General features: G+C 42.8%; 20 protein-coding genes. 11 read left to right on the top strand and 9 right to left on the bottom strand.

The window, feature by feature from the left end; all coding sequences use genetic code 11:
- Window positions 1-55: 55 nt before the first annotated feature.
- The 5 genes from hfq to QGN29_RS12220 all read left to right on the top strand — a co-directional run bounded on the left by hfq (window position 56) and on the right by QGN29_RS12220 (window position 5208).
- The gene (gene hfq / locus QGN29_RS12240; RefSeq protein ID WP_310798154.1) at window positions 56-301 is read left to right on the top strand and encodes an RNA chaperone Hfq; all 246 of its coding nucleotides are present in this window, start codon (window positions 56-58) and stop codon (window positions 299-301) included.
- Window positions 302-305: 4 nt separating this feature from the next.
- Complete coding sequence (hflX, locus tag QGN29_RS12235; RefSeq protein ID WP_310798153.1) at window positions 306-1706, top strand: GTPase HflX; 1401 nt, start codon at window positions 306-308, stop codon at window positions 1704-1706.
- A 5-nt stretch (window positions 1707-1711) separates the two neighbouring features.
- A complete protein-coding gene (locus tag QGN29_RS12230) occupies window positions 1712-2206 on the top strand; it encodes a GNAT family N-acetyltransferase (RefSeq protein WP_310798152.1) in 495 nt (164 codons plus the stop codon).
- 270 nt (window positions 2207-2476) lie between these two features.
- Window positions 2477-4306 carry a phosphomethylpyrimidine synthase ThiC gene (gene thiC / locus QGN29_RS12225; protein ID WP_310798151.1) on the top strand — a complete coding sequence of 610 codons (1830 nt, stop codon included), beginning with the start codon at window positions 2477-2479 and terminating at the stop codon, window positions 4304-4306.
- Window positions 4307-4449: 143 nt separating this feature from the next.
- A complete protein-coding gene (locus tag QGN29_RS12220) occupies window positions 4450-5208 on the top strand; it encodes a class I SAM-dependent methyltransferase (RefSeq protein ID WP_310798150.1) in 759 nt (252 codons plus the stop codon).
- Window positions 5209-5258: 50 nt separating this feature from the next.
- Here the strand turns inward: QGN29_RS12220 and grxD are convergent, their stop codons facing one another.
- Together grxD and QGN29_RS12210 are read right to left on the bottom strand one after the other, a co-directional pair.
- Window positions 5259-5579 carry a Grx4 family monothiol glutaredoxin gene (gene grxD / locus QGN29_RS12215; RefSeq protein WP_310798149.1) on the bottom strand — a complete coding sequence of 107 codons (321 nt, stop codon included), beginning with the start codon at window positions 5577-5579 and terminating at the stop codon, window positions 5259-5261.
- Between the two features lie 44 nt (window positions 5580-5623).
- Window positions 5624-5854, bottom strand: a complete 231-nt coding sequence (locus QGN29_RS12210) for a BolA/IbaG family iron-sulfur metabolism protein (protein ID WP_310798148.1) — start codon at window positions 5852-5854, stop codon at window positions 5624-5626.
- A 193-nt stretch (window positions 5855-6047) separates the two neighbouring features.
- Between QGN29_RS12210 and QGN29_RS12205 the strand changes: the two genes are divergently transcribed.
- A complete protein-coding gene (locus QGN29_RS12205; protein ID WP_310798147.1) occupies window positions 6048-7517 on the top strand; it encodes an oligosaccharide flippase family protein in 1470 nt (489 codons plus the stop codon).
- A gap of 47 nt (window positions 7518-7564) precedes the next feature.
- Here the strand turns inward: QGN29_RS12205 and QGN29_RS12200 are convergent, their stop codons facing one another.
- Window positions 7565-9139 (bottom strand): replicative DNA helicase, encoded by a 1575-nt coding sequence (locus QGN29_RS12200; RefSeq protein WP_310798146.1) that lies wholly within the window; start codon window positions 9137-9139, stop codon window positions 7565-7567.
- 164 nt (window positions 9140-9303) lie between these two features.
- On the opposite strand from QGN29_RS12200, the gene QGN29_RS12195 reads away from it, so the two are divergent.
- Window positions 9304-10116: a patatin-like phospholipase family protein gene (locus QGN29_RS12195; RefSeq protein ID WP_310798145.1), complete on the top strand. Its 813-nt coding sequence runs from the start codon at window positions 9304-9306 to the stop codon at window positions 10114-10116.
- Between the two features lie 20 nt (window positions 10117-10136).
- On the opposite strand, the gene QGN29_RS12190 is transcribed toward QGN29_RS12195, so the two are convergent.
- Both QGN29_RS12190 and QGN29_RS12185 read right to left on the bottom strand, forming a co-directional pair.
- Window positions 10137-11264 carry an acyl-CoA dehydrogenase family protein gene (locus QGN29_RS12190; RefSeq protein WP_310798144.1) on the bottom strand — a complete coding sequence of 376 codons (1128 nt, stop codon included), beginning with the start codon at window positions 11262-11264 and terminating at the stop codon, window positions 10137-10139.
- A gap of 23 nt (window positions 11265-11287) precedes the next feature.
- A complete protein-coding gene (locus QGN29_RS12185) occupies window positions 11288-12466 on the bottom strand; it encodes a thiolase family protein (protein ID WP_310798143.1) in 1179 nt (392 codons plus the stop codon).
- Window positions 12467-12704: 238 nt separating this feature from the next.
- Between QGN29_RS12185 and QGN29_RS12180 the strand changes: the two genes are divergently transcribed.
- Entirely contained in the window at window positions 12705-12866 is a 162-nt protein-coding gene (locus tag QGN29_RS12180; protein ID WP_310798142.1) for a hypothetical protein, read from the top strand.
- A gap of 22 nt (window positions 12867-12888) precedes the next feature.
- Complete coding sequence (locus QGN29_RS12175; protein ID WP_310798141.1) at window positions 12889-13698, top strand: c-type cytochrome; 810 nt, start codon at window positions 12889-12891, stop codon at window positions 13696-13698.
- A 6-nt stretch (window positions 13699-13704) separates the two neighbouring features.
- On the opposite strand, the gene QGN29_RS12170 is transcribed toward QGN29_RS12175, so the two are convergent.
- A complete protein-coding gene (locus tag QGN29_RS12170; protein ID WP_310798140.1) occupies window positions 13705-14742 on the bottom strand; it encodes a nucleoside hydrolase in 1038 nt (345 codons plus the stop codon).
- Between the two features lie 166 nt (window positions 14743-14908).
- Between QGN29_RS12170 and QGN29_RS12165 the strand changes: the two genes are divergently transcribed.
- Window positions 14909-15289: a VOC family protein gene (locus QGN29_RS12165; protein ID WP_310798139.1), complete on the top strand. Its 381-nt coding sequence runs from the start codon at window positions 14909-14911 to the stop codon at window positions 15287-15289.
- Between the two features lie 43 nt (window positions 15290-15332).
- On the opposite strand, the gene QGN29_RS12160 is transcribed toward QGN29_RS12165, so the two are convergent.
- On the bottom strand, window positions 15333-15890 hold the full coding sequence (locus QGN29_RS12160; protein ID WP_375164605.1) for a YkgJ family cysteine cluster protein: 558 nt from the start codon (window positions 15888-15890) through the stop codon (window positions 15333-15335).
- Window positions 15891-16133: 243 nt separating this feature from the next.
- Here QGN29_RS12160 and QGN29_RS12155 point away from each other — a divergent pair, with 243 nt between their 5' ends.
- Window positions 16134-18344: a penicillin acylase family protein gene (locus tag QGN29_RS12155; protein WP_310798137.1), complete on the top strand. Its 2211-nt coding sequence runs from the start codon at window positions 16134-16136 to the stop codon at window positions 18342-18344.
- Between the two features lie 11 nt (window positions 18345-18355).
- Here QGN29_RS12155 and QGN29_RS12150 read toward each other — a convergent pair whose 3' ends face one another.
- Together QGN29_RS12150 and QGN29_RS12145 are read right to left on the bottom strand one after the other, a co-directional pair.
- Window positions 18356-19117: an SDR family NAD(P)-dependent oxidoreductase gene (locus QGN29_RS12150; RefSeq protein WP_310798136.1), complete on the bottom strand. Its 762-nt coding sequence runs from the start codon at window positions 19115-19117 to the stop codon at window positions 18356-18358.
- Entirely contained in the window at window positions 19114-20043 is a 930-nt protein-coding gene (locus QGN29_RS12145) for a sterol desaturase family protein (protein WP_310798135.1), read from the bottom strand. Before QGN29_RS12145 ends, QGN29_RS12150 begins: the two co-directional genes overlap by 4 nt.
- Window positions 20044-20045 lie beyond the last annotated feature (2 nt).

The following is a 20045-nucleotide window of genomic DNA, read 5'->3' as shown; positions in this document are numbered from 1 at the left end:
CCAACTAAGTTGGTCTGATAATAACAACATATAAACTAGAGAATAAGAAGATCCCATGTCTGAAAAAAATCAAAATCTACAAGATGTCTTTCTGAATAGCGTAAGAAAAAGCAAAACTTCTGTAACTGTTTTCCTTGTTAACGGTGTAAAATTACAAGGCATGATCACATGGTTTGATAATTTCTGTGTTTTACTTCGCCGTGATGGACATTCCCAACTTGTCTATAAGCATGCAATTTCTACCATTATGCCAGGTGGCCCTGTTCAGTTATTTGAACCTGAAAAAGATGTAATGGAATAATCCTTTGTCAATCACTGACGATGAACAGCAAGGCCCTGATACGCCCGACTATGTGGATGATCAGGATAATACTGGTTGGTCAATTCAAAATAAAGGCGTCTTAACGGATGATGCGGTACAAAGCCGTGTCTACGTTGCCTATCCGTTCGAGAAGAGAGCCCGGTCATACGGTGTTGTTCGCAGTCCTGAAGCTCGTTTAAATGAAGCTGTTGGCCTGGCGGAAGCTATCGACGTGGAAATTGTAGGTTCTGACCTTATTCCCCTAAGAACAATTCGGCCTTCTACCTTTGTTGGTAAAGGTTGGTTAGAAACCCTCCATCAAAAGGTTGACGATGATGATATTGACTTAATTGTCTTTGACTGTGAGCTTAGTCCTATCCAACAACGAAACCTTGAAAATGAAATTGGCTGTAAAGTTATTGATAGAACGGCACTCATTCTCGAAATCTTCGGGGCCCGTGCGTCCACCAAAGAAGGGGAATTGCAGGTTGAACTGGCGCATTTGACCTACCAGAAGTCAAGGCTTGTAAGGTCTTGGACACACCTTGAACGTCAAAGAGGGGGTGCAGGGTTTTTGGGAGGACCAGGGGAAAGTCAAATTGAGCTTGATCGGCGTATAATTTCTGATCGCATTGTCAAAATTAAGCAATTGCTTGAACAAGTAACAAGAACGCGGCATCTCCATAGGACTCAGAGACAAAAAGCACCGTATCCTGTTGTCGCTCTTGTTGGATATACAAACGCAGGAAAATCCACTCTGTTTAATTTCTTAACGCAGTCAGATGTTTTTGCAGAAGATCTCCTCTTTGCAACACTTGATCCAACTATGCGTTCCATCACTTTGCCGTCGGGTAAGAAAATTATTTTATCTGATACTGTTGGGTTTATTTCTGAACTGCCGACGATGCTTGTTGCTGCCTTTAGGGCTACTTTAGAAGAAGTTATCTCTGCTGATGTTGTGCTACATGTGAGAGATGCGAGCCATCCTGACTCAGCTATACAGAGGGAAGATGTCTTTGATGTGATTAAAGAATTGGGATTAGACCTAACCGAAAGTGATAAATCTGTACCGTATATAGAAGCGCTCAACAAAATTGATCTTATGGAAGAATCTGCGCTCGAGAATTTATATAATCAAGCTGAGATTCATCCTGAAATTGTACCGATTTCTGGCGTGACAGGAGAAAATTCTGAATGGCTTATTGAGAAAATAGAAGAGGCTCTTTCTGCCAATAGCATCCACATTTGTGTAGTGGTTCCTTGGGCTGACGGTAAGACACAAGCATGGCTGAGAGCCAATTCTGAGATCAATGAAGAAGAATGCGACGAGCATGGCTATAAATTTACAGTGACTGTTGATCCTATCGCGTGGGGTCGTTTTGTAAAAGTGGAATCGGGAGTATAAGCGCGATGGTCGATTTTTCTCCCTATAAACTAACCCTTGTCAAAGATGAAGACAGTATAGCACTCATTCAAGTCATCGACAGTTGCTTCAAAGAGTATGAAGAGGAGGGTGTGTTTATTGATCTCGAGGATCTTGATGCCGACCTTCATGCCATGCGCACTAAGATTGATCAAGAAAAGGGTGAATTCTGGGTTTTATGGGATAATCATACACCTATTGCGACAGTCGGTGTTGCGCCTCTTAGCACTCAGCTTTGTGAGCTGAAACGCCTTTACATGCTCTCAAGGTATCGTGGTCAAGGTATCGCTGACAAATTATTGCAGTTAATAGAAGAGTGGGCACGGGATCATGGGGCCGCTGAAATGACTATGTGGTCTGATACACGTTTTACACGAGCCCATGGCTTTTACACAAAAAAAGGCTATCAGAAACAACCTAAAACGCGAGACCTTAACGACTTATCACATACGACAGAGTTCGAATTTAGAAAGCAATTATAAGCTTTGCTCTGTGCGATGCCCTTCGTCGATATCCAAAGGTCCGTGATAGATAAATTTGAAAATAGTGAGTTATTGAAGAATTATACACTTTTGGTGTTTTTCTTTCGATTTTACTTGTTCCTCAGATGCCGGCAAGCTAAATTCACAACACAAAATTCCAAGGGGAGCCATTCGCGTACTTAGTACGGCTGAGAGTTTTTAGGATTGGCCTAAAAAGACCCTTTGAACCTGTCTACCTGAAGGCTCAGAAGATAGGAATGGAGAGAGAATATGCCTGATAAAGCATCCACCGATTTTCAAATTACAACGGGCCCCATTCGTGGCAGTAAACGTGTTTATGTTGGAAGTGATACCGATTCATCAATTCAAGTGCCCTTAAGAGAGATTGAATTACACCCCACCGCTAATGAAGAACCAGTGCGTGTTTATGACACGTCAGGTCCTTATACTGATGAAACTGCAGAAATTGATATATACAAAGGCTTGATTCGCCGAAGAGAGGCTTGGGTTGAAGGCCGCGGTGATGTGGAACGCTATGAAGGACGAACGATAAAGCCAGAAGATAATGGAAATGTGGAAGAAAAATATCTTGCCCCAGAATTTCCTGTGAAGCTTAAACCTTTGCGTGCCAAAAACGGTGCGAATGTGACACAGATGCACTATGCCAGAAAGGGGATCATTACCCCTGAGATGGAATATATTGCTATTCGGGAAAACTTGGGACGCACTGAACTGCATGAAGATATGTGTGATCGCTGCGGGGATCCAATGGGCGCAAATCTTCCAGATCTGATTACTCCAGAATTTGTCCGCAAGGAAATTGCAGAGGGCCGCGCAATCATTCCGGCTAATATTAACCACCCTGAAGCTGAACCTATGATTATCGGTCGTAATTTTCTTGTGAAAATCAATGCGAATATTGGGAATTCGGCTGTCAGCTCTTCCATTGCTGAAGAAGTCGACAAAATGGTTTGGGCCACACGTTGGGGCGGAGATACTGTCATGGACCTGTCCACGGGCCGTAATATTCACAACACCCGTGAATGGATCATACGGAATTCACCGGTACCTATTGGTACGGTTCCAATTTATCAAGCTTTAGAAAAAGTCGATGGCATTGCAGAAGACCTGACATGGGAGGTTTTCAGGGATACCCTCATTGAACAAGCAGAGCAGGGCGTTGATTATTTCACCATTCATGCTGGCGTCCTTTTACGCTATGTGCCGATGACAGCAAAACGTGTGACAGGCATTGTCTCCCGCGGCGGGTCAATCATGGCCAAATGGTGCCTTGCACACCACAAAGAGAACTTTCTTTATACGCATTTTGAAGATATCTGTGAAATCATGAAAAAATACGACGTGTCTTTTTCCCTAGGAGATGGACTACGCCCGGGCTCAATTGCGGATGCTAATGATGAAGCGCAATTTGGTGAACTTCGCACATTAGGGGAGCTTACAAAGATTGCATGGAAGCATGATGTTCAGGTCATGATTGAAGGCCCTGGTCATGTTGCAATGCATAAGATTAAGGAAAATATGGAAGAACAGCTAAAGCATTGTCATGAAGCCCCTTTCTATACACTTGGACCTCTGACAACGGATATTGCACCTGGCTATGATCATATTACGTCTGCTATTGGGGCTGCTATGATTGGTTGGTTTGGAACAGCAATGCTTTGCTATGTGACTCCAAAAGAGCATTTGGGTTTACCAAATCGTGATGATGTGAAGGACGGTGTTATAACTTATAAATTGGCTGCTCATGCTGCCGACCTTGCCAAAGGCCATCCATCTGCACAACTTAGGGATAATGCTTTATCACGCGCTCGCTTTGATTTCAGATGGGAAGATCAATTCAACCTGTCACTTGATCCAGATAAAGCGCGTGAATATCATGACCAAACTCTTCCAAAAGAAGCTCATAAAGTGGCTCATTTCTGTTCTATGTGTGGTCCAAAATTCTGTTCAATGAAAATTACACAGGATGTACGTGACTATGCAGCAGAATTAGAAGCGAAAGAAAAAGGCATGGCAGATATGAGTGAAAAATTTAAAGATGAGGGTAGTGAAATTTATCAACCTTCTACAAAGCCATAATTCATCTTACTCTTGAACTGACAAAAAGCTCCGCAATTTGCGGGGCTTTTTACGTATTTAGTTTAGATCACAGTCTTGTGAACAGTCTCTGATAGGTTTTTATGCATACTGTAATCCTGTGTCATTTCGAGAGGAGAAAATTGATGCCTATAATGAAAAATATCCTAAAAGCATCAGTGCTAGGAACTATACTGCTTAGTCCTATAGCGATCAGTCATGCTAGTACATATGCAGATTCAATCGCTGAGGCTTTAGCAAACAATGATAGAACACCAACACATCTGGCCTTTGATCCGAATAGGAAGCCAGCTGAAATACTTAAATTTGCAGGCGTTAAAAACGGCATGACCGTTCTCGATATTAATGCCAGCCGAGGCTATTACTCTGAGATTTTATCCGGCGTGGTTGGGAAAAATGGTAAAGTAATTGCCCATAATGGGCCTGCTTATTGGGGATTCATTAAAAAGCAATCTCCTGAAAGCTTTAAATCCATGCCTAATGTTGTTGAACTGCATGACGGCAATGAAGCAGTGACTGCAGAAGAGAATAGTGTTGACGTGGCACTGAGTGCGCTTGCTTATCATGATTATTATATGGATCATCTAAAATATACAGCTGAAGACGTGATGAAGATTAACAAATCTGTCTATGATGCGCTTAAACCTGGGGGAGTATATGTTGTCATTGATCACGTGGGGCCAAAGGATGCGCCTAATGAGGTCGTGAGTAAGCTCCATCGCATTGATCCAGCACGAGTAAAAAACGAACTGGTAGCCGCTGGTTTTACATTCGTTGAAGAGAGTAAGCTGCTCGCCAATCCTGACAATCCAGCGGATAAATCATGGTTTGGTGCAAAAGTTCGGTATAGCACCGACCGATTTATCTATAAGTTTAAAAAATAAAAAAAGGCAGGGAAATCCTGCCTTTATCTTCGGAAACAAGGGTCTGAGCTTTAGTTCAGACCTTTTTCTGTAACCAATTGCTGTAATTCACCGCTTTCGAACATTTCCTTAATGATGTCGCATCCGCCGATGAATTCACCCTTAATATAAACTTGGGGAATAGTTGGCCAATCAGAGAAATCTTTGATGCCTTCACGGAGTTCCATGTCCTCAAGAACATTATAGCTTTCATAGTTGACCCCTAGGTGCTGAAGCACTTGGGAAACAACTGATGAAAATCCACACTGTGGGAAGATGGGTGTTCCTTTCATAAACAGAACAATATCATCTTTTGTAATATAGTCTTGAATACGTGCGTTAATGTCAGTCATAATCTTTATATCCTAATACTAAAGTCATTTGCCTATGAGATGGGTTAGGCAGCAGCTGTTGTCAAGGCTAAAGCGTGTAATTCTCCGCCCATTTTTCCTTTAAGTGCTTTATAGACCATCTGATGTTGTTGCACACGAGATTTTCCTGCAAACCCTTCATAGATAATATGAGCTGCGTAATGGTCACCGTCACCGGCTAGGTCTTCAATTTTTACTGAACAACCCGGTAGACCTTCTTTTATCATTTCTTCTAGGGTATCAATTGCCATGGCCATGATGGGATCTCTTTCTATTTTTCTCTGATCAAAGATAGTAAATACGTCTTCCACGCTTTAGAGGCAAATGTTTTTCAGTATTTAAGTGTTTTTATCGAGTTACAGGAATAGTTCTTGTCTTCTCGGGTAAGAACTAGACACATTTGTTTTATATAGATAGTCTAGCTAAAGGAAGGTTAATTAAGGAAACTCTATGACTGATAAGACACCATCTCTTGGTAAACAAGTGATGAAGGGAGCAGGGATCATGGTTCTTGGTCGATGGCTTATTCGTCTGCTCGGTATCGTATCTGTATCGGTAACAGCCCGCTTACTTACGCCAGAGGATTTTGGAATTATGGGCGCTGCAGCCCTCGTGATCGGTCTCTTTGCTCTTTTTAAAAATATTGGTTTTGATGATGCAATTCTGAGAATGGATACGGAAGACCATGATAAGTTTCATACCCTTTGGACCATAAGGTTTATCTTCTCCGCTGCCGTTTCTTTAGCCTTGTATCTTGCGGCTCCAGTTATGGCAGACTTGCTACAAGAGGATCGGATTGAGGATGTGCTGCAAATTATGTGCTTGATGGTTGTCCTTCATGCATTCCACTCCCCTGCGATACAGGTTTTCAGAAAAAGAATGGCTTTTGGCAAAGAGATGATGGTCCGATTTCTCGAAAAAATCTTAAGTGTTGGATCTATAATCTTGTTCGTTCTCTATGTTGAACGTAGTTATATGGGACTGGTTTATAGTAATTTAACAGTCGCATCGCTGGGGGTTGTCACCAGTTTTTTATTTTATGCCTACATTCCTAAAATATCATTCACTAATTTTAAAGAGCAATTGAGTTTTTCCTTCTGGACGCTTGTCCGAAATTTTTCATCTTATGGCAGTGGGGCCTTCGATGAGTGGGCAGCTAAAAGGTCAACAAATTCAGAGACTTTTGGTGCCTATCATGTGGCTCATGATCTCGCACGCCTTCTTGTTATGGAAACTATTTTCCCCATCGGCGAAGCTTTTGCTTCAGCAGTACAACGGGTTAAGAATGACCTTGATCGTCTTCGGGATGTTGTGGTTCGTTTTCTTGCTGTCTTAGTACTAATAGGGCTCCCTGTTGCAACAGGCATTGTTATGACATCAAAAGAAATCATTCATATTTTACTGGGTAGCCAATGGGATGTTGCCATTCAATTTTTGCCTTACTTAGCCTTCGCCAAATTGGCCTTGGTTTTCTCAAATTCATTAAATGGTATTTTCCTCGCCTTAGACAAACAGAAAACAAATGCCTTTTTGAAATTATTCAGGGCAGGGCTCGTGGTGGTGGCATGCCTTGTTGCCTTGCTAATGGGCGAAGGTGCACTTATTATTGCCCAACTCTATATGTGGTTTATGATCGCTTTTGTCCTCGGTGAATATATCTATCTATTCACGTCTCTTAAGATTAGTTTAGGGCGATTGAGCTTCATATTTAGGCCTGTCGTTGCTGCTATTGCTATGGCTTATGTTCTGCATATAGTCCCATTTGATGACGTTCCAATGCATATAACCTTTCTCGCCCTAAGCAAGATAGCGATTGGCAGTACCGTTTACGGGGCTACTCTCTTTGTCTTATGGATTTTAAGTGGCAAACCTGAGGGGGCAGAAACAGAAATTCTGTCTAAAGTGATAAATAAACACTGATCAGAAGCTGACGTACTGCCTTTAAGTTTGGCCCCTAGCCAATGGGACTATTCCATCATTTCAGGAAGATGATCTTCCGGTGCCAAATCGCTAAAGCGTGTAACAGATTTATCGAAGGCAACTTGAATATTCCCGACAGGGCCGTGCCTCTGTTTGCCAATAACAATTTCCGCTTTTCCGTATAAAGATTCCATCTCAGCGCGCCAGGTATCATGCTCGGGTGAGCCTTCAGACGGTTGATCTTTCTCTTTATAATATTCTTCTCTGTAGACAAACATAACCATATCCGCATCCTGCTCAATTGAGCCAGATTCACGAAGATCAGAAAGCATTGGTCGTTTGTTTTCTCGAGATTCAACTTGTCGAGAAAGCTGAGAGAGGGCAATAACAGGAACATGAAGTTCTTTCGCTAAGCCTTTGAGCCCCCTTGTGATTTCCGAAATTTCCTGAACGCGATTTTCGCTCCCTCCAGCTTTTGCTGAACCTCTTAGAAGTTGGAGATAATCAACAATGATCATACCTAAACCATGTTGTCTTTTTAGACGTCGACACCGCGTTCTAAGTGCCGCGATAGAAAGACCTGGGGTGTCATCAATAAAAAGGGGGACTTCTTCTAATTCAATTGCAGCTCTGGAAATTGCAATGAATTGATCTTGCGTAAGTTTACCCTGTCTCATTTTGTGTGATTGAATATAATCATCAGAGTGTTTTTTCTCATAGTGAAGATTAGCACGATCTGACAGAATACGCGCGGCGAGCTGATCTGAGGACATCTCTAGAGAGAAGAAACAAACGACAGCTCCTTTGCTATCTTCAGGATTTACACCTGCGGCAATATCATCCGCATGTTTTTTTGCAGCGTTAAATCCTATATTTGTCGCTAATGATGTTTTTCCCATGGCAGGCCGTCCCGCTAAAATCACAAGGTCAGAGCCATGCATGCCGCCAATTTTTTCATTTAAACTTTTTAAACCAGTATCAACACCCGAGAGACTATCAGGATCTTTAAAGGCGGTTTCAACATTGTCTACAGCCATGCGCAATGCTTTAGAAAAGGAAACAACCCCTGATTCTGCTTGGCCCATCTCGGCTAGATCGAATAATCTTTTTTCTGCTGACGAGATTTGTTCACTGGCTTCTTCATCAATAGGGGCATCATATGCATCCAGAACCATTTCTTCCCCAATATTGATGAGATGTCGTCTGATGGCTAAATCATAGATGGTGCGCCCGTAATCTTCCGCATTTATGATGGTTGCAGCTGACGCAGCTAATCGAACAAGGTAGGATGCACCACCAACATCTGCAAGGGCTTCATCATGGTCAAAATAGGGTTTCAACTTAACTGGATCAGCAATCTGATTTTTATCCATTAATTTTAAGACACTATCAAAGATGCGACCGTGAACAGGTTCATAAAAATGGTCCGGCGTCAGAAAGTCCTGCACCTTTTGAGCGGCCTCGTTATTCACGAGAATAGCCCCTAAAAGAGCTTGTTCTGCCTCAAGGTTATGAGGTTGTTGCCTGTATGCTGGTTGCGAAATGTTACCATCTGCAATAGCGTCATTTTCAATTTTTATGTCATCCACGGTCGCTTGCCCTGTTGTGATCTGAGTTTCCACCCGAGAAGGGTCTTATAAAGCCTATTCTAACACAAAAAAGGAAAATTTTTGAGTTATCCACTTATTTTTATCCACAGGCTGTGAACAACGGGGATAAATCCATAGGCCCTTGAAAAAGCATCCTTTAATCACGATATAAAAAAGAAAACTGTGAGGATAAGTGTATGACAAAGAAAATTGGCCTTGCTTTAGGCGGGGGGGCAGGCCTTGGCTGGGCTCATATCGGTGTTATTAACTGTTTAAGCGATCATAATATTCATCCTGATTATATTGCAGGTACTTCAATCGGCGCTATCGTGGGAGCTTGCCTAGCAGCAGGGAAAATGAAAGAAGTCGAGTTAGTAGCCCGCAAGATGACCGTGAAAGAGCTTTTAGCTCTTGGTCAATTTGGTTTCCGGAAAGGGGCTTTCCTTGGAACAGAAAAAATAGAAAGGGAGTTGAGAGGCCATCTTGGTGAGATGAATTTTGATTCTCTAGAGACCTCATTCTCTGCGATTGCTGCGGACTTATATACCAGCGAGCGTGTAGAACTGACTGAGGGCGATGTTGTTTCCGCCGTTCTTGCTTCGGCCGCAGTCCCAGGGGTGTTTCCGCCAGTTAAACTCGGTGAAAATACACTCATTGATGGCGGCGTTGTCGACCCCTTACCCTGTGAATCTCTGCATAGGATGGGGGCGGAATATATCATCGCAGTAGATCTACAAGGGGATTATACAGGGCGCTTATCCAAACTTGGTCTCACGAAGGAAACACCTGTAAGAGCAAAGGCTATGAAAACTGCACGGGCTTCTCTTTTCATTATGATGAAGCAAATAGGACAGGAACGCCTTCAGCGCTTTCCAGCAGATCTTGTGATAACTCCAAAAGTTGGGCATGTTGAGATGGCAGATTTCACCAAAGCAGAGGAATTGATTCAATTGGGATATGAAGAGACTGAGAAACAAATTTTTAGTCTTATAAAAATAGCTGCTGAATGAGATCAGCAGCTATAACTCTTTTATGTCAATTGTCTTGAGATGACAATTTTCTGAATATCACTGGTGCCCTCATATATTTGGCAAACCCTCACATCCCTTGCAATTTTTTCTATGGGATATTCGCTCAGATAGCCATAGCCGCCAAGAGTTTGCAAGGCATCAGAACAAACCTTCTCGGCCATTTCACTAGCAAATAGTTTAGCCATACAGGCTTCTTTCAAACACGTGAGTCCTGCATCTTTACGAGCGGCTGCGTTTAAGACAAGCTGTTCAGCGGCTTCAATTTGAGTGGCCATATCGGCTAGACGAAAGGCAACAGCTTGCTGGTCAAAAATAGGCTTCCCAAAGGCGACACGTTCTTTGGCATAAGACAGGGCATAGTCATAAGCTGCTTTCGCCATGCCAACGGATTGTGCTGCAATCCCAATTCGACCGCTTTCTAAGTTCATGAGAGCGATTTTGTATCCGTCTCCTTCATTGCCAAGCATATTTTCTTCAGCGACGATCATGTCTTCAAAGACCAACGAGCAAGTATCAGAAGATTTTTGACCCATTTTTTCTTCGACAGAAGCAACGGTGAACCCAGGTGTATCGGCAGGCACAATGAATGCAGAGATGCCTTTTTTGCCAGCGTCAGGGTTTGTCACAGCAAAAACAATGGCTACTTTGCCAACCCGTCCTGAGGTAATAAACTGTTTACTACCGTTTAGTTTCCAGCCTTCGGCCACTTTTACGGCTCGTGTTTTAAGCATAGAAGCATCTGAGCCTGCTTGAGGCTCAGTTAGGGCAAACATCCCAATCCACTCCCCACGGGCTAGAGGCTTTAAATAGGTTTCTTTTTGCCAGTCATTGCCGCAGTTTAAAATACAGGCTGCAGAGGGTGAATTAGTCACGCTCATCAAAGTTGATAATCCCCCATCTCCTGCAGCAATTTCCATGATTGCTAGGGCATACGAGACATAATCAGTGGCTGCCCCATCCCATTCTTCAGGGACAGTCATACCAAATAAACCGAGTTGGGCCATCTCAGCGAGAATGTCTGACGGAATACCGTCTTTTTCCCAATGAGCAGCCATTGGGGCAACTTTTTCTTGAGCAAAAGAGCGCGCCATATCACGAATCATGCTCTGTTCTTCAGATAAAATCATTTCTTGGGACCTTTATGAAATACTTATACCAATTCAATACACATGGCCGTAGCTTCACCACCACCAATGCAGAGAGCACCAAGGCCGCGTTTTTTGCCGCGTTTCTCGAGGGCATTGATCAGAGTAACCATGATACGAGCACCTGAGGCACCAATGGGATGGCCGAGAGCACAAGCCCCACCATTGACATTAACTTTGTCGTGGTCAAGGGCTAATTCTTTCATGGCGGCCATGGTTACAACAGCAAATGCTTCGTTAATTTCAAAAAGGTCAACATCGTCGATAGACCAGTTTGCTTTGGAAAGCGCTTTCTCTATGGCAGGAATGGGCGCAGTAGCAAACCATTCTGGTTCGTTTGAGTGCGTTGCATGGGAAACAATACGAGCAAGAGGTGTTAAGCCTTTGTTCGAAGCATCACTTTCACGCATCATAACAAGGGCAGCGGCGCCATCAGAAATTGAACTTGCATTGGCAGCCGTTACAGTACCATCTTTTTTAAAGGCAGGTCTAAGAGTTGGGATTTTGTCCAGACGTGCTTTACCGGGTTGCTCGTCAACGTTGACGACAACATCACCGCGTCTCGAAGAGATTGTTACGGGACTAATTTCTCCTTCGAATGAGCCTTCTGCAATGGCTTTTTGAGCCCGTTTAAGAGATTCAATGGCATAGGCATCCTGAGCTTCGCGAGTGAATTGATATTTTTCTGCGACAAGTTCAGCAAATCCGCCCATTGGTTTACGAACATAAGCATCGGTAAGGCCATCAAGGGCCATATGATCGACCATTTCACCAGACCCATATTTAAGACCTTGGCGTACTTCCATCATATGTGGGGCGCGTGTCATACTTTCCATGCCACCAGCGACCACAACATCATTGCTACCGGCCTTAAGACTGTCAGAGGCTTGCATCATGGCTTTCATACCAGAGCCGCACATTTTGTTAATTGTCACTGCCCCTGTAGAGTCAGGGATACCTGCACTGCGCATTGCTTGACGGGCTGGGGCCTGACCCTGTCCAGCAGGGAGGCAGTTTCCCATGATCGTTTCATCTATAAGGCTGCTATCAATGCCGGATTGTTCAACGGCTGCTTTAATAGCAGTCGCACCCAATTCACTGGCTGCAACGCTTGAGAAATCCCCGAGAAGACCTCCCATTGGAGTTCTTGCCATTCCTACAATTACAATATTATCTTGTGTCATTTTACTCTCTCCTTTGGGCACTGAAACTTTTTTTGCGGCAGTGCAACATATACTATGTAATCTGCAAATATTTCATAGAAAAGCAAGGATATTATACCATAGTGATGTTTTATCTTTAAAGAAGAGGGGATGATGACTTGCGGAAAAGTACTAGAAATGGGACAAAGGGACTGACTCGGCATGAATAACTGACGAGCAGCAGTGACTAGAAATCATTCAATATTTAGAGGTAGGATAAATGGGTACACGTCTTGGATTTTTTGCATTCTTAGGGTTGATATTAGGAGCGATAATAGGAAATTGGTTACCGTTCATGCCTGCCCTAGAAGCCGTTGCTGGGATGATTATTGCTATTGGACTTGCAGTGATTCTAGATAAAAAAGACCAGCCAACGTCTTAGGTATTTGGTTGAGGTGGTAATTTTGAAGAAAATATCGATTGCGTGTCTTTTCCTGATATTCTCAGGGGGCGGCATTCTAGTTGGTAGTTATTTTATAAAAACAACTCAAACTTATGAGAAACAAGGTCGTACATTTGCCTATAGGGGTGGGGATAAGGAGAATGGTAAGAGGCAGGCCCAATTGCGTGGATGCAGTCTAGGGTGTCACGGTAAGAACTCAGAAGGCGCCCCTTATGATGGTTTTGCGGCACCAAATTTAACAGGACTATTTAAAGACTATTCTGCTGAGGCCATAGAAAGTGTGTTAAGGCAAGGTATTCGTGCGGACGGAACGGCGCTTTATAAAATGCCAAGTTCAACATTCCAGTATATTACAGATCAAGATCTATCAGATTTAATTGCATATTATAGATCTATCCCACGCCTCAAAGACGCGGTAACATATCGCAAGATAAGCCTTACAAAAATGATGCAAATTAGCATCGGCGATATTCAGCCTGTTGTCGTGGGTGCAACGAACCAGAAGAGATATAATCGACCAGCATACGATGAACAGGGGAATATGACGGGTCATTATATTGCGCATTCAATATGTGCTGAGTGTCACGGCCAAACTCTGGAAGATGGCTTTGCGCCGTCGCTTAGGATTGTCACAACATATCAGCTGACGGACTTAACCAAACTCCTGACTTTAGGTGAAGCCCCTGAAGGGCGCCCCACCGACTTAATGAAATACATGGGAGCCGTTCATTATCCAGCCTTCAAACAGCAGGAAATGACAAACTTATTTGAATATTTAAACATGGAACTCTTCTTAGAAACCCATGAATAGTTTGGTTTAGGGGTCTTTGTGCCGCATAACTTTCGATATATATCGCGCGGTTGCCGCGGTGGGCTGCTTGAGGATGAGATATTTATGCCGGCCTTCAGGGTGAGCAGTCCATGTTGTATACCCCCGCTCATCAGCGAACACTGTCCCTGCAGGGCTTAATGTCCAGAATTGATCAACCGCCCCGATAGCTGCATATACCACAGCTGTTTGGTCATAAGAAGGATTTGAAACAATCTCTCCTTTGTACAAATGTTTGATCCACGGAGCATGTTCGCTAAAATATTTATAGCCAACATAAAGAGGTGTATTCTTCGGGTGCTTATTGAGTTCTGGGCCTGATTTTATGGCCAGTCCTATTTCATAACCGCTAAAAATGATTGGCCTTTTTATGTGTGAAAGAACAGATTTTGTTACGCCTTTCATATTCCCATCAAAATTCCACTCCGGACCTTGGGATTTGGGATCTTTAGGGAAACGCCCCCCCATGATGACAAATTCTCTAACTTTTTGATTAACAAGGTCTTTACCTGATAAATCTGAAACAGAATCTGCTTCAGATAAGAGAAGGTTGTTGATGTTTGCCAGCGGACCAACAGTGACAATTGTTATGGAATGTGCCTCTGCTGAGGCAAGGATTTTTCGGTAGAGAGCAACAGCATCTTTCACTGAATGCGGCTCGCTTAAATCATAGGGGAATGAGTCTGAGATCGCTTTTGAGTAATTCCACTCTGTAAGCCATTGTCCCGAATTTCTGACAGCAAGTGGCAAATGAGGCTTTCCGTAAAAGCTATTAACAGCGTCAATCGCAGGCAGGGCATAGGTTTCATGAGACCAACTCATGACAGCCAAAAGATCAATCATTTCTTTATCATGATAATAATGGAGCATGGCCAGAGCCCCTAAATCGTCTGCATCTCCCCCAAAGTCTGTATCGTAAATAATTTTTACCTTGCTAGAGGGAGGTGATTTTTTTGTATCGGAAAAAACAACCTGACTTAAAAAGGTTAATAGTAACAATAGGATAAGCGATAGTGATTTTGTCATCTTGTAAACCTTCCTGTAACAATTCCTCTTATTGCTGAGTTTGTCTGAGTTTATAATTCAGTCGAAATTCTCAAATTATAGTATTTTATAGGTAGAATCTCTTGATTTTTATACATGAATCCTACTTTATACCTATCACAATTGATGACAAGAAAGGTCAGAGTTTATGTTTAGTCATATTATGCTTGGTGCAAATGATATTGAAGAGTCTAAAAATTTTTATGATGCTATTCTTGGAGTGTTTGGCTATGAGCCAGGCGTGATTGATCCGAAAGGAAGGGTGTTTTACTTTGGTCCGAAAGGCGTTTTTAGTCTTAGCAAGCCAATTGATGGTGGAGAAGCCACAGGAGGCAATGGAAGCACTGTTGGATTTCAAGGGGAAACTGATGAATTGATCAATCAGTGGCACGCCGCAGGACTTGCCCATGGTGGAACAGCGATTGAAGACCCTCCTGGTATGAGAGAGGGCAGTGGGCGTGCATTATACCTTGCTTATCTAAGAGATCCTTCAGGCAATAAAATCTGTGCGATGAAGGTTCACAAATAAAAACATCTCGAATTTGTAAGGGGTTTCCAGGAGATTTGAGTGTCTAATTCTCCTGGGTATTCTCCTTGTTGGATAACGTCTGATAGGCTTTTAATGTATTCGATTTTGACATATGTTTATGTATAATATCATTTATTTTCAATGAATTATCTATGAAAGTTAAATCTTCCTCTGAGAGGAATTCTGTTGTTCTTTTTGCTTGTAAATTTTTCGCCAATCTTACAAGTGCATCATAAAAATTCACGGCTCTCTTAGGGCTTTCTTCTGACCAGAGTGAAAGGAGTGCTAAGGGGTCTTTGCAAGTCGTTTCAATTTTTAAATCATATTTTTGAATATAGTCAGCCATTTCAGATTTTAATCTTTTTATTTCCTTCACATAGCTTAGGGCTTGATCTTTATCCAGCGAGCCATCTTTAACAGCCTTATGAAGGCGGCAGTGATAGTCCCGACATATCTTAGGACGGTCATTATATATAGAACATTGGGTGTCTAATAATTTAGGACAAGGCAGTGCAAAGATTGCTTGTGTCCCGTTTTTCCTAAGCTCTGTAGGTATTCCTAAGCTTTTTAGAGTTTTATTTTCATTTTTACTTATATCCACATGGGAGAAGGTTGTTCCATTACAGCACAGACCACAGGACTGACAAAGTTGATTAGCGTCTTGAGAGAGAAGTGATTCATTGTTAATAGTCATAGATTATATATAGCGCTTCTTCATCAAACCCTCAAATAGTTTATTGAAGATCTAAGAACTAACCAAATGAAATCAAACAAAAAAAGATATACTCCAGATTGGATTTAAGCGCTATATAGTATATGATCATCGTTAGGGGAGCGATCTTATATGAAGAGAATTCTAAAGACTGTCAGTCAATACCTCTCATCTTTTATGCCTATTCTTCTTCTTTTTCTGCTTGGGTTGGGTGTCTCACTTGAAGTAGAGAGAAAAAAATCTCTTACTTTTCTAAAAATTCATCAACATGAGACTAACTATGCCCCTAGAATACTGCGGGACAAATTCGGTGTACCGCATATATATGGAAAACGGAATATTGATGTTGTTTTTGGGCTAGCTTATGCCCATGCAGAAGATGATTTTAAAACTATACAAGACGTCTTATTTGCGGGGAGAGGGCTGCTTGGCTCAAAATATGGCCCTGATGCTGCAATAACCGATTATCTTGTACACTTTATGGATATTTGGCCTTCTGTCAGGGCTGGCTATGATGAGCTACCTACCGATGTTCGGTTGATAGCAGAGGCTTATGCAGATGGCTTTAACTTATATGCAACTGAGATTGCAGCTCAGGAGCCAGAGAGAGTTTATGCTGCTTTATACCCTGTGACGGGGCAAGATATTGTTGCGGGCTTTGCTTTTAAAACACCACTCTTTTATGGCTTTGATAAAACTATTGCAGATTTGGCTGCTGGAAAGTTGCTCTTTGATAAAGAGGTGGTAAAACAAAGTAATTCTGAACGTATGTCAGGCTTAAAACTCTCTTCCTCGGTGTTAAAGGCAACCAAGTCTCCGCGACTTGATCGTGGTAGCCAAGGCATTGCTATAGCCCCAAAAAAGACAGAGGACGGTTCTACGTATCTGCTTGTAAACAGCCACCAGCCTTTAACAGGTGCTGTTGCTTGGTATGAAGCGCGCCTCAAGTCTGAAGAAGGTCTTGATTTGGTGGGGGGAACATTCCCTGGAAGCCCTCTGATCCTCCACGGGGCTGGAACTCACATGGGCTGGGCAAGTACAGTGAACAAACCTGATCTTGTGGATATATATCGTTTGAAATTGAATCCAGATAATCCGCTAGAATATGAAGTGGACGGGGCATGGATGACTATGAAGAATAGACAAGTGCGGCTTAAAGTAGCTCTTGTTGGACCCTATTATTGGACGGTAACGAAATCAGTAAAGGAAACTATTTTTGGCCCTGTTTTAGAATTTGATCATGGAACTTATGCAGTTGCTTATGCAGGCTATAGAGAAATCAGAGGCCTTGAGTTTTTCTTGCGGGTGAATACCGCCAAAAACCGCCGAGATTTTGAAAATGCCCTTGCCATGAAAGCCATGCCCAGTATCAATTATATATATGCTGATTCTGCAGGAGAAATTGCTTATTATTATAATGCGAAAATGCCTAACAGGCCGAATGTTTCTGGGGTGCAATGGAAAGATATTTTAAATGGGCAAAGGTCGGCATTGCTTTGGGACAGTTATGTGGAGGCTAATGCCTTACCTAGAGTCGTAAATCCAGATAGTGGTGTTGTCTTTAATGCGAATAATACGCCCTATATTTCTAGTTTTGGACAAGATAATCCGAAATTAGTCAATTTTCCGATCCATTTTGGAATTGAGACTAAGATGACCAACCGTGCCCTTCGGCTACAACAGTTATTAAAACGGCCAACTTTTATCATGGAAGACCTGAGAGATATAAAATATGATCTCAATTATGATCCTCAGTGGGATGTAGTGCAATCTATATGGCTGATAAAGGAAGCAGACCTAACTGTGTCAGAACAAAAAGGCCTAACGCATCTGAAGCAATGGAATTTGAGCACGAATGTTGAAAATATTCATGCGGCACTGGGGGTTCTCTATATCTCCCAAATGGTGAAAGCTGATATGGACGGCGTTTACCGTCCGGATCCAACGCAGGCTTTTAAAAAAGCCTTCAGTCTTCTCATGAAGAGTTACAAAAGCTATGCCATTGAATATGGGCTTTTGAGCCGTATAAAGCGAGGTGAGCATTCTTTACCTCTTGATGGAGGACCAGATGTTCTTCGCGCTGCCTATGGCTGGCCATTAGACCAAGAAAACCATGCGAGCATCAAAGCTGGAGATACGTATATTATGTTTGTTCAATGGGATGCCCAGGGCAAAGTTGCTCTGCGCACTATACATAATTTCGGCAGCGCCTCAACACGGCCAAATAGTCCCCATTATGCTGATCAAATGCCTTTGTTTGCTAAGAAAAGGGAGAGAGTGTTTCCTTTTAGTTTAGATGCTGTGGAAAGTGAAAAAACAAAAGACTATAAACCAGGGACTTAACTTACAGAGAGTTACCTAACATAACTGGCACCGTTAATATCAAAATTGCTGCCAGTAGAGCTGTTACATTTTCCTGAAAGTAAGAAACTGATCATCTCAGCGATCTCTATAGGCTCTGCAGCCCGACCTAAGGGGATTTCCTCAAGCATATGCTCGTTTCCAGGCTCATAGGCCACAGCGGCCATATCTGTTTTAACCCACCCAGGAGAGATAGAGAAAGCATAAATGTCCTCCGCAGCATAAGCACGAGCTATTGTGCGTGTAAGGGCTATGACAGCGCCTTTACTGGCTGCATAATGCCAATAATCAGGACCGTCTCCTCTGAAGGCTGCACGACTAGCAATATTGATAATATGGCCAGGCGTCTGCCTTTCTTGAAGATATTGTACGGTCTGTTTGCAAAGATCAGCGACAGCTTGCACATTAACTTGCATGGTTTGTTGCCAGTCACTGTGCCATTGGCTGGTCTCTGCCGTGAGGGGCGTTTCAGACATGATTCCGGCATTGTTAACAATACCATCTAAGTAGGGTGAGAAGGCAAGGGCACTTTGAAACAGTGTAAAAGCAGAACAGGGAGACGTTAAATCAGCCTGAACTGCTAGTATTCTATCTCTGCCATACTCTTGAGAAAAGCTTTCTAATGCTCCTGGTTTTGTAGAATAACTGCCAATAACAGTGGCACCTTGATTTAGAAGGCAGGAAGCTGTGGCTGCACCGATTCCTCTAGACGCACCAGTTACAAGAAATGTTTTTCCTGAATGGAGCACAGTCATTCTGCCGGATCTTTCATCGGAGGGTTTTGATCGTAGGAAGCCTCATGCGCGTCCGCCCATTCAGCCTTAATCATCTCACTTGTTTTTCTACTGCCATCTGGGGTCCAGCCCGGCGGCCCCACTAAAAACATGAGTTTATTTTTTAGCCCTTTTGCTGACCACATGTCTTGAATAATGCCGATCCATTCATGGAATGCGACCCGAAGGGGATTAAAGGTGCCAAGGTCTTGTACTAGGCCATATTCTACTGGCTCAGACTCAATTTCAGGGACGAACGAGCCATGTATTTTGTCCCACAGAATGAAGACACCGGCATAATTAGCATCCAGATAGCGTGGATTTTTGCCGTGATGCACACGGTGATGGCTGGGCGTATTCATAATTGCTTCGAACCATTTAGGCATTTTATCAATGGCTTCGGTGTGAATCCAGAATTGATATATTAAATTTAGCCCGCCCACAAAGAGTATAATTTCAGGATGAATGCCTAAAATAACTAATGGTATGGCAAGTAAAAATCCGGGTGTCCATCGTCCTGTCCATGTTTGTCTTAGGGCCGTAGAAAGGTTATAATGTTGGCTTGAATGATGTATAACATGAGCCGCCCACATCCAGCGTATCCGATGGCCAAATCTGTGAAGCCAATAATATTTATAATCATCGACCACAAAAGCAAAGGCGAATACCCATAGGTTTGTTCCCAGATCAAAAAGGCGGTAATTATCCCAGACGTAAAACATCGAAAAGGCAAGTGTACCAAGCCATAAACTTGTGTTGCCTAACCCCATTAAAAGGCTAGTCAGTGTGTCTCTGCCTTCAAATTTTACTTTGCCTGTTTTCCAGCCATAGAGCATTTCAGCAAGGACAAAGAGAACAAAGGCAGGAACGGCTAAGACTGTAGGGTCAGGTAACTTATCAAGCGCCATAA

Origin of the sequence: Temperatibacter marinus (genome assembly GCF_031598375.1) — a bacterium.
GTDB lineage: Bacteria > Pseudomonadota > Alphaproteobacteria > Sphingomonadales > Kordiimonadaceae > Temperatibacter > Temperatibacter marinus.
The sequence above is the reverse complement of the archived record's forward strand: the minus strand, read 5'-3'. Positions and strand labels throughout refer to the sequence as shown.

Coding starts and splice junctions, on each gene's coding strand:
- hfq (WP_310798154.1), top strand. CDS start 56: ATGTCTGAAAAAAATCAAAATCTACAAGATGTCTTTCTGAATAGCGTA.
- QGN29_RS12230 (WP_310798152.1), top strand. CDS start 1,712: ATGGTCGATTTTTCTCCCTATAAACTAACCCTTGTCAAAGATGAAGAC.
- thiC (WP_310798151.1), top strand. CDS start 2,477: ATGCCTGATAAAGCATCCACCGATTTTCAAATTACAACGGGCCCCATT.
- QGN29_RS12220 (WP_310798150.1), top strand. CDS start 4,450: ATGCCTATAATGAAAAATATCCTAAAAGCATCAGTGCTAGGAACTATA.
- grxD (WP_310798149.1), bottom strand. CDS start 5,579: ATGACTGACATTAACGCACGTATTCAAGACTATATTACAAAAGATGAT.
- QGN29_RS12210 (WP_310798148.1), bottom strand. CDS start 5,854: ATGGCCATGGCAATTGATACCCTAGAAGAAATGATAAAAGAAGGTCTA.
- QGN29_RS12205 (WP_310798147.1), top strand. CDS start 6,048: ATGACTGATAAGACACCATCTCTTGGTAAACAAGTGATGAAGGGAGCA.
- QGN29_RS12195 (WP_310798145.1), top strand. CDS start 9,304: ATGACAAAGAAAATTGGCCTTGCTTTAGGCGGGGGGGCAGGCCTTGGC.
- QGN29_RS12190 (WP_310798144.1), bottom strand. CDS start 11,264: ATGATTTTATCTGAAGAACAGAGCATGATTCGTGATATGGCGCGCTCT.
- QGN29_RS12185 (WP_310798143.1), bottom strand. CDS start 12,466: ATGACACAAGATAATATTGTAATTGTAGGAATGGCAAGAACTCCAATG.
- QGN29_RS12180 (WP_310798142.1), top strand. CDS start 12,705: ATGGGTACACGTCTTGGATTTTTTGCATTCTTAGGGTTGATATTAGGA.
- QGN29_RS12170 (WP_310798140.1), bottom strand. CDS start 14,742: ATGACAAAATCACTATCGCTTATCCTATTGTTACTATTAACCTTTTTA.
- QGN29_RS12165 (WP_310798139.1), top strand. CDS start 14,909: ATGTTTAGTCATATTATGCTTGGTGCAAATGATATTGAAGAGTCTAAA.
- QGN29_RS12155 (WP_310798137.1), top strand. CDS start 16,134: ATGAAGAGAATTCTAAAGACTGTCAGTCAATACCTCTCATCTTTTATG.
- QGN29_RS12150 (WP_310798136.1), bottom strand. CDS start 19,117: ATGACTGTGCTCCATTCAGGAAAAACATTTCTTGTAACTGGTGCGTCT.
- QGN29_RS12145 (WP_310798135.1), bottom strand. CDS start 20,043: ATGGCGCTTGATAAGTTACCTGACCCTACAGTCTTAGCCGTTCCTGCC.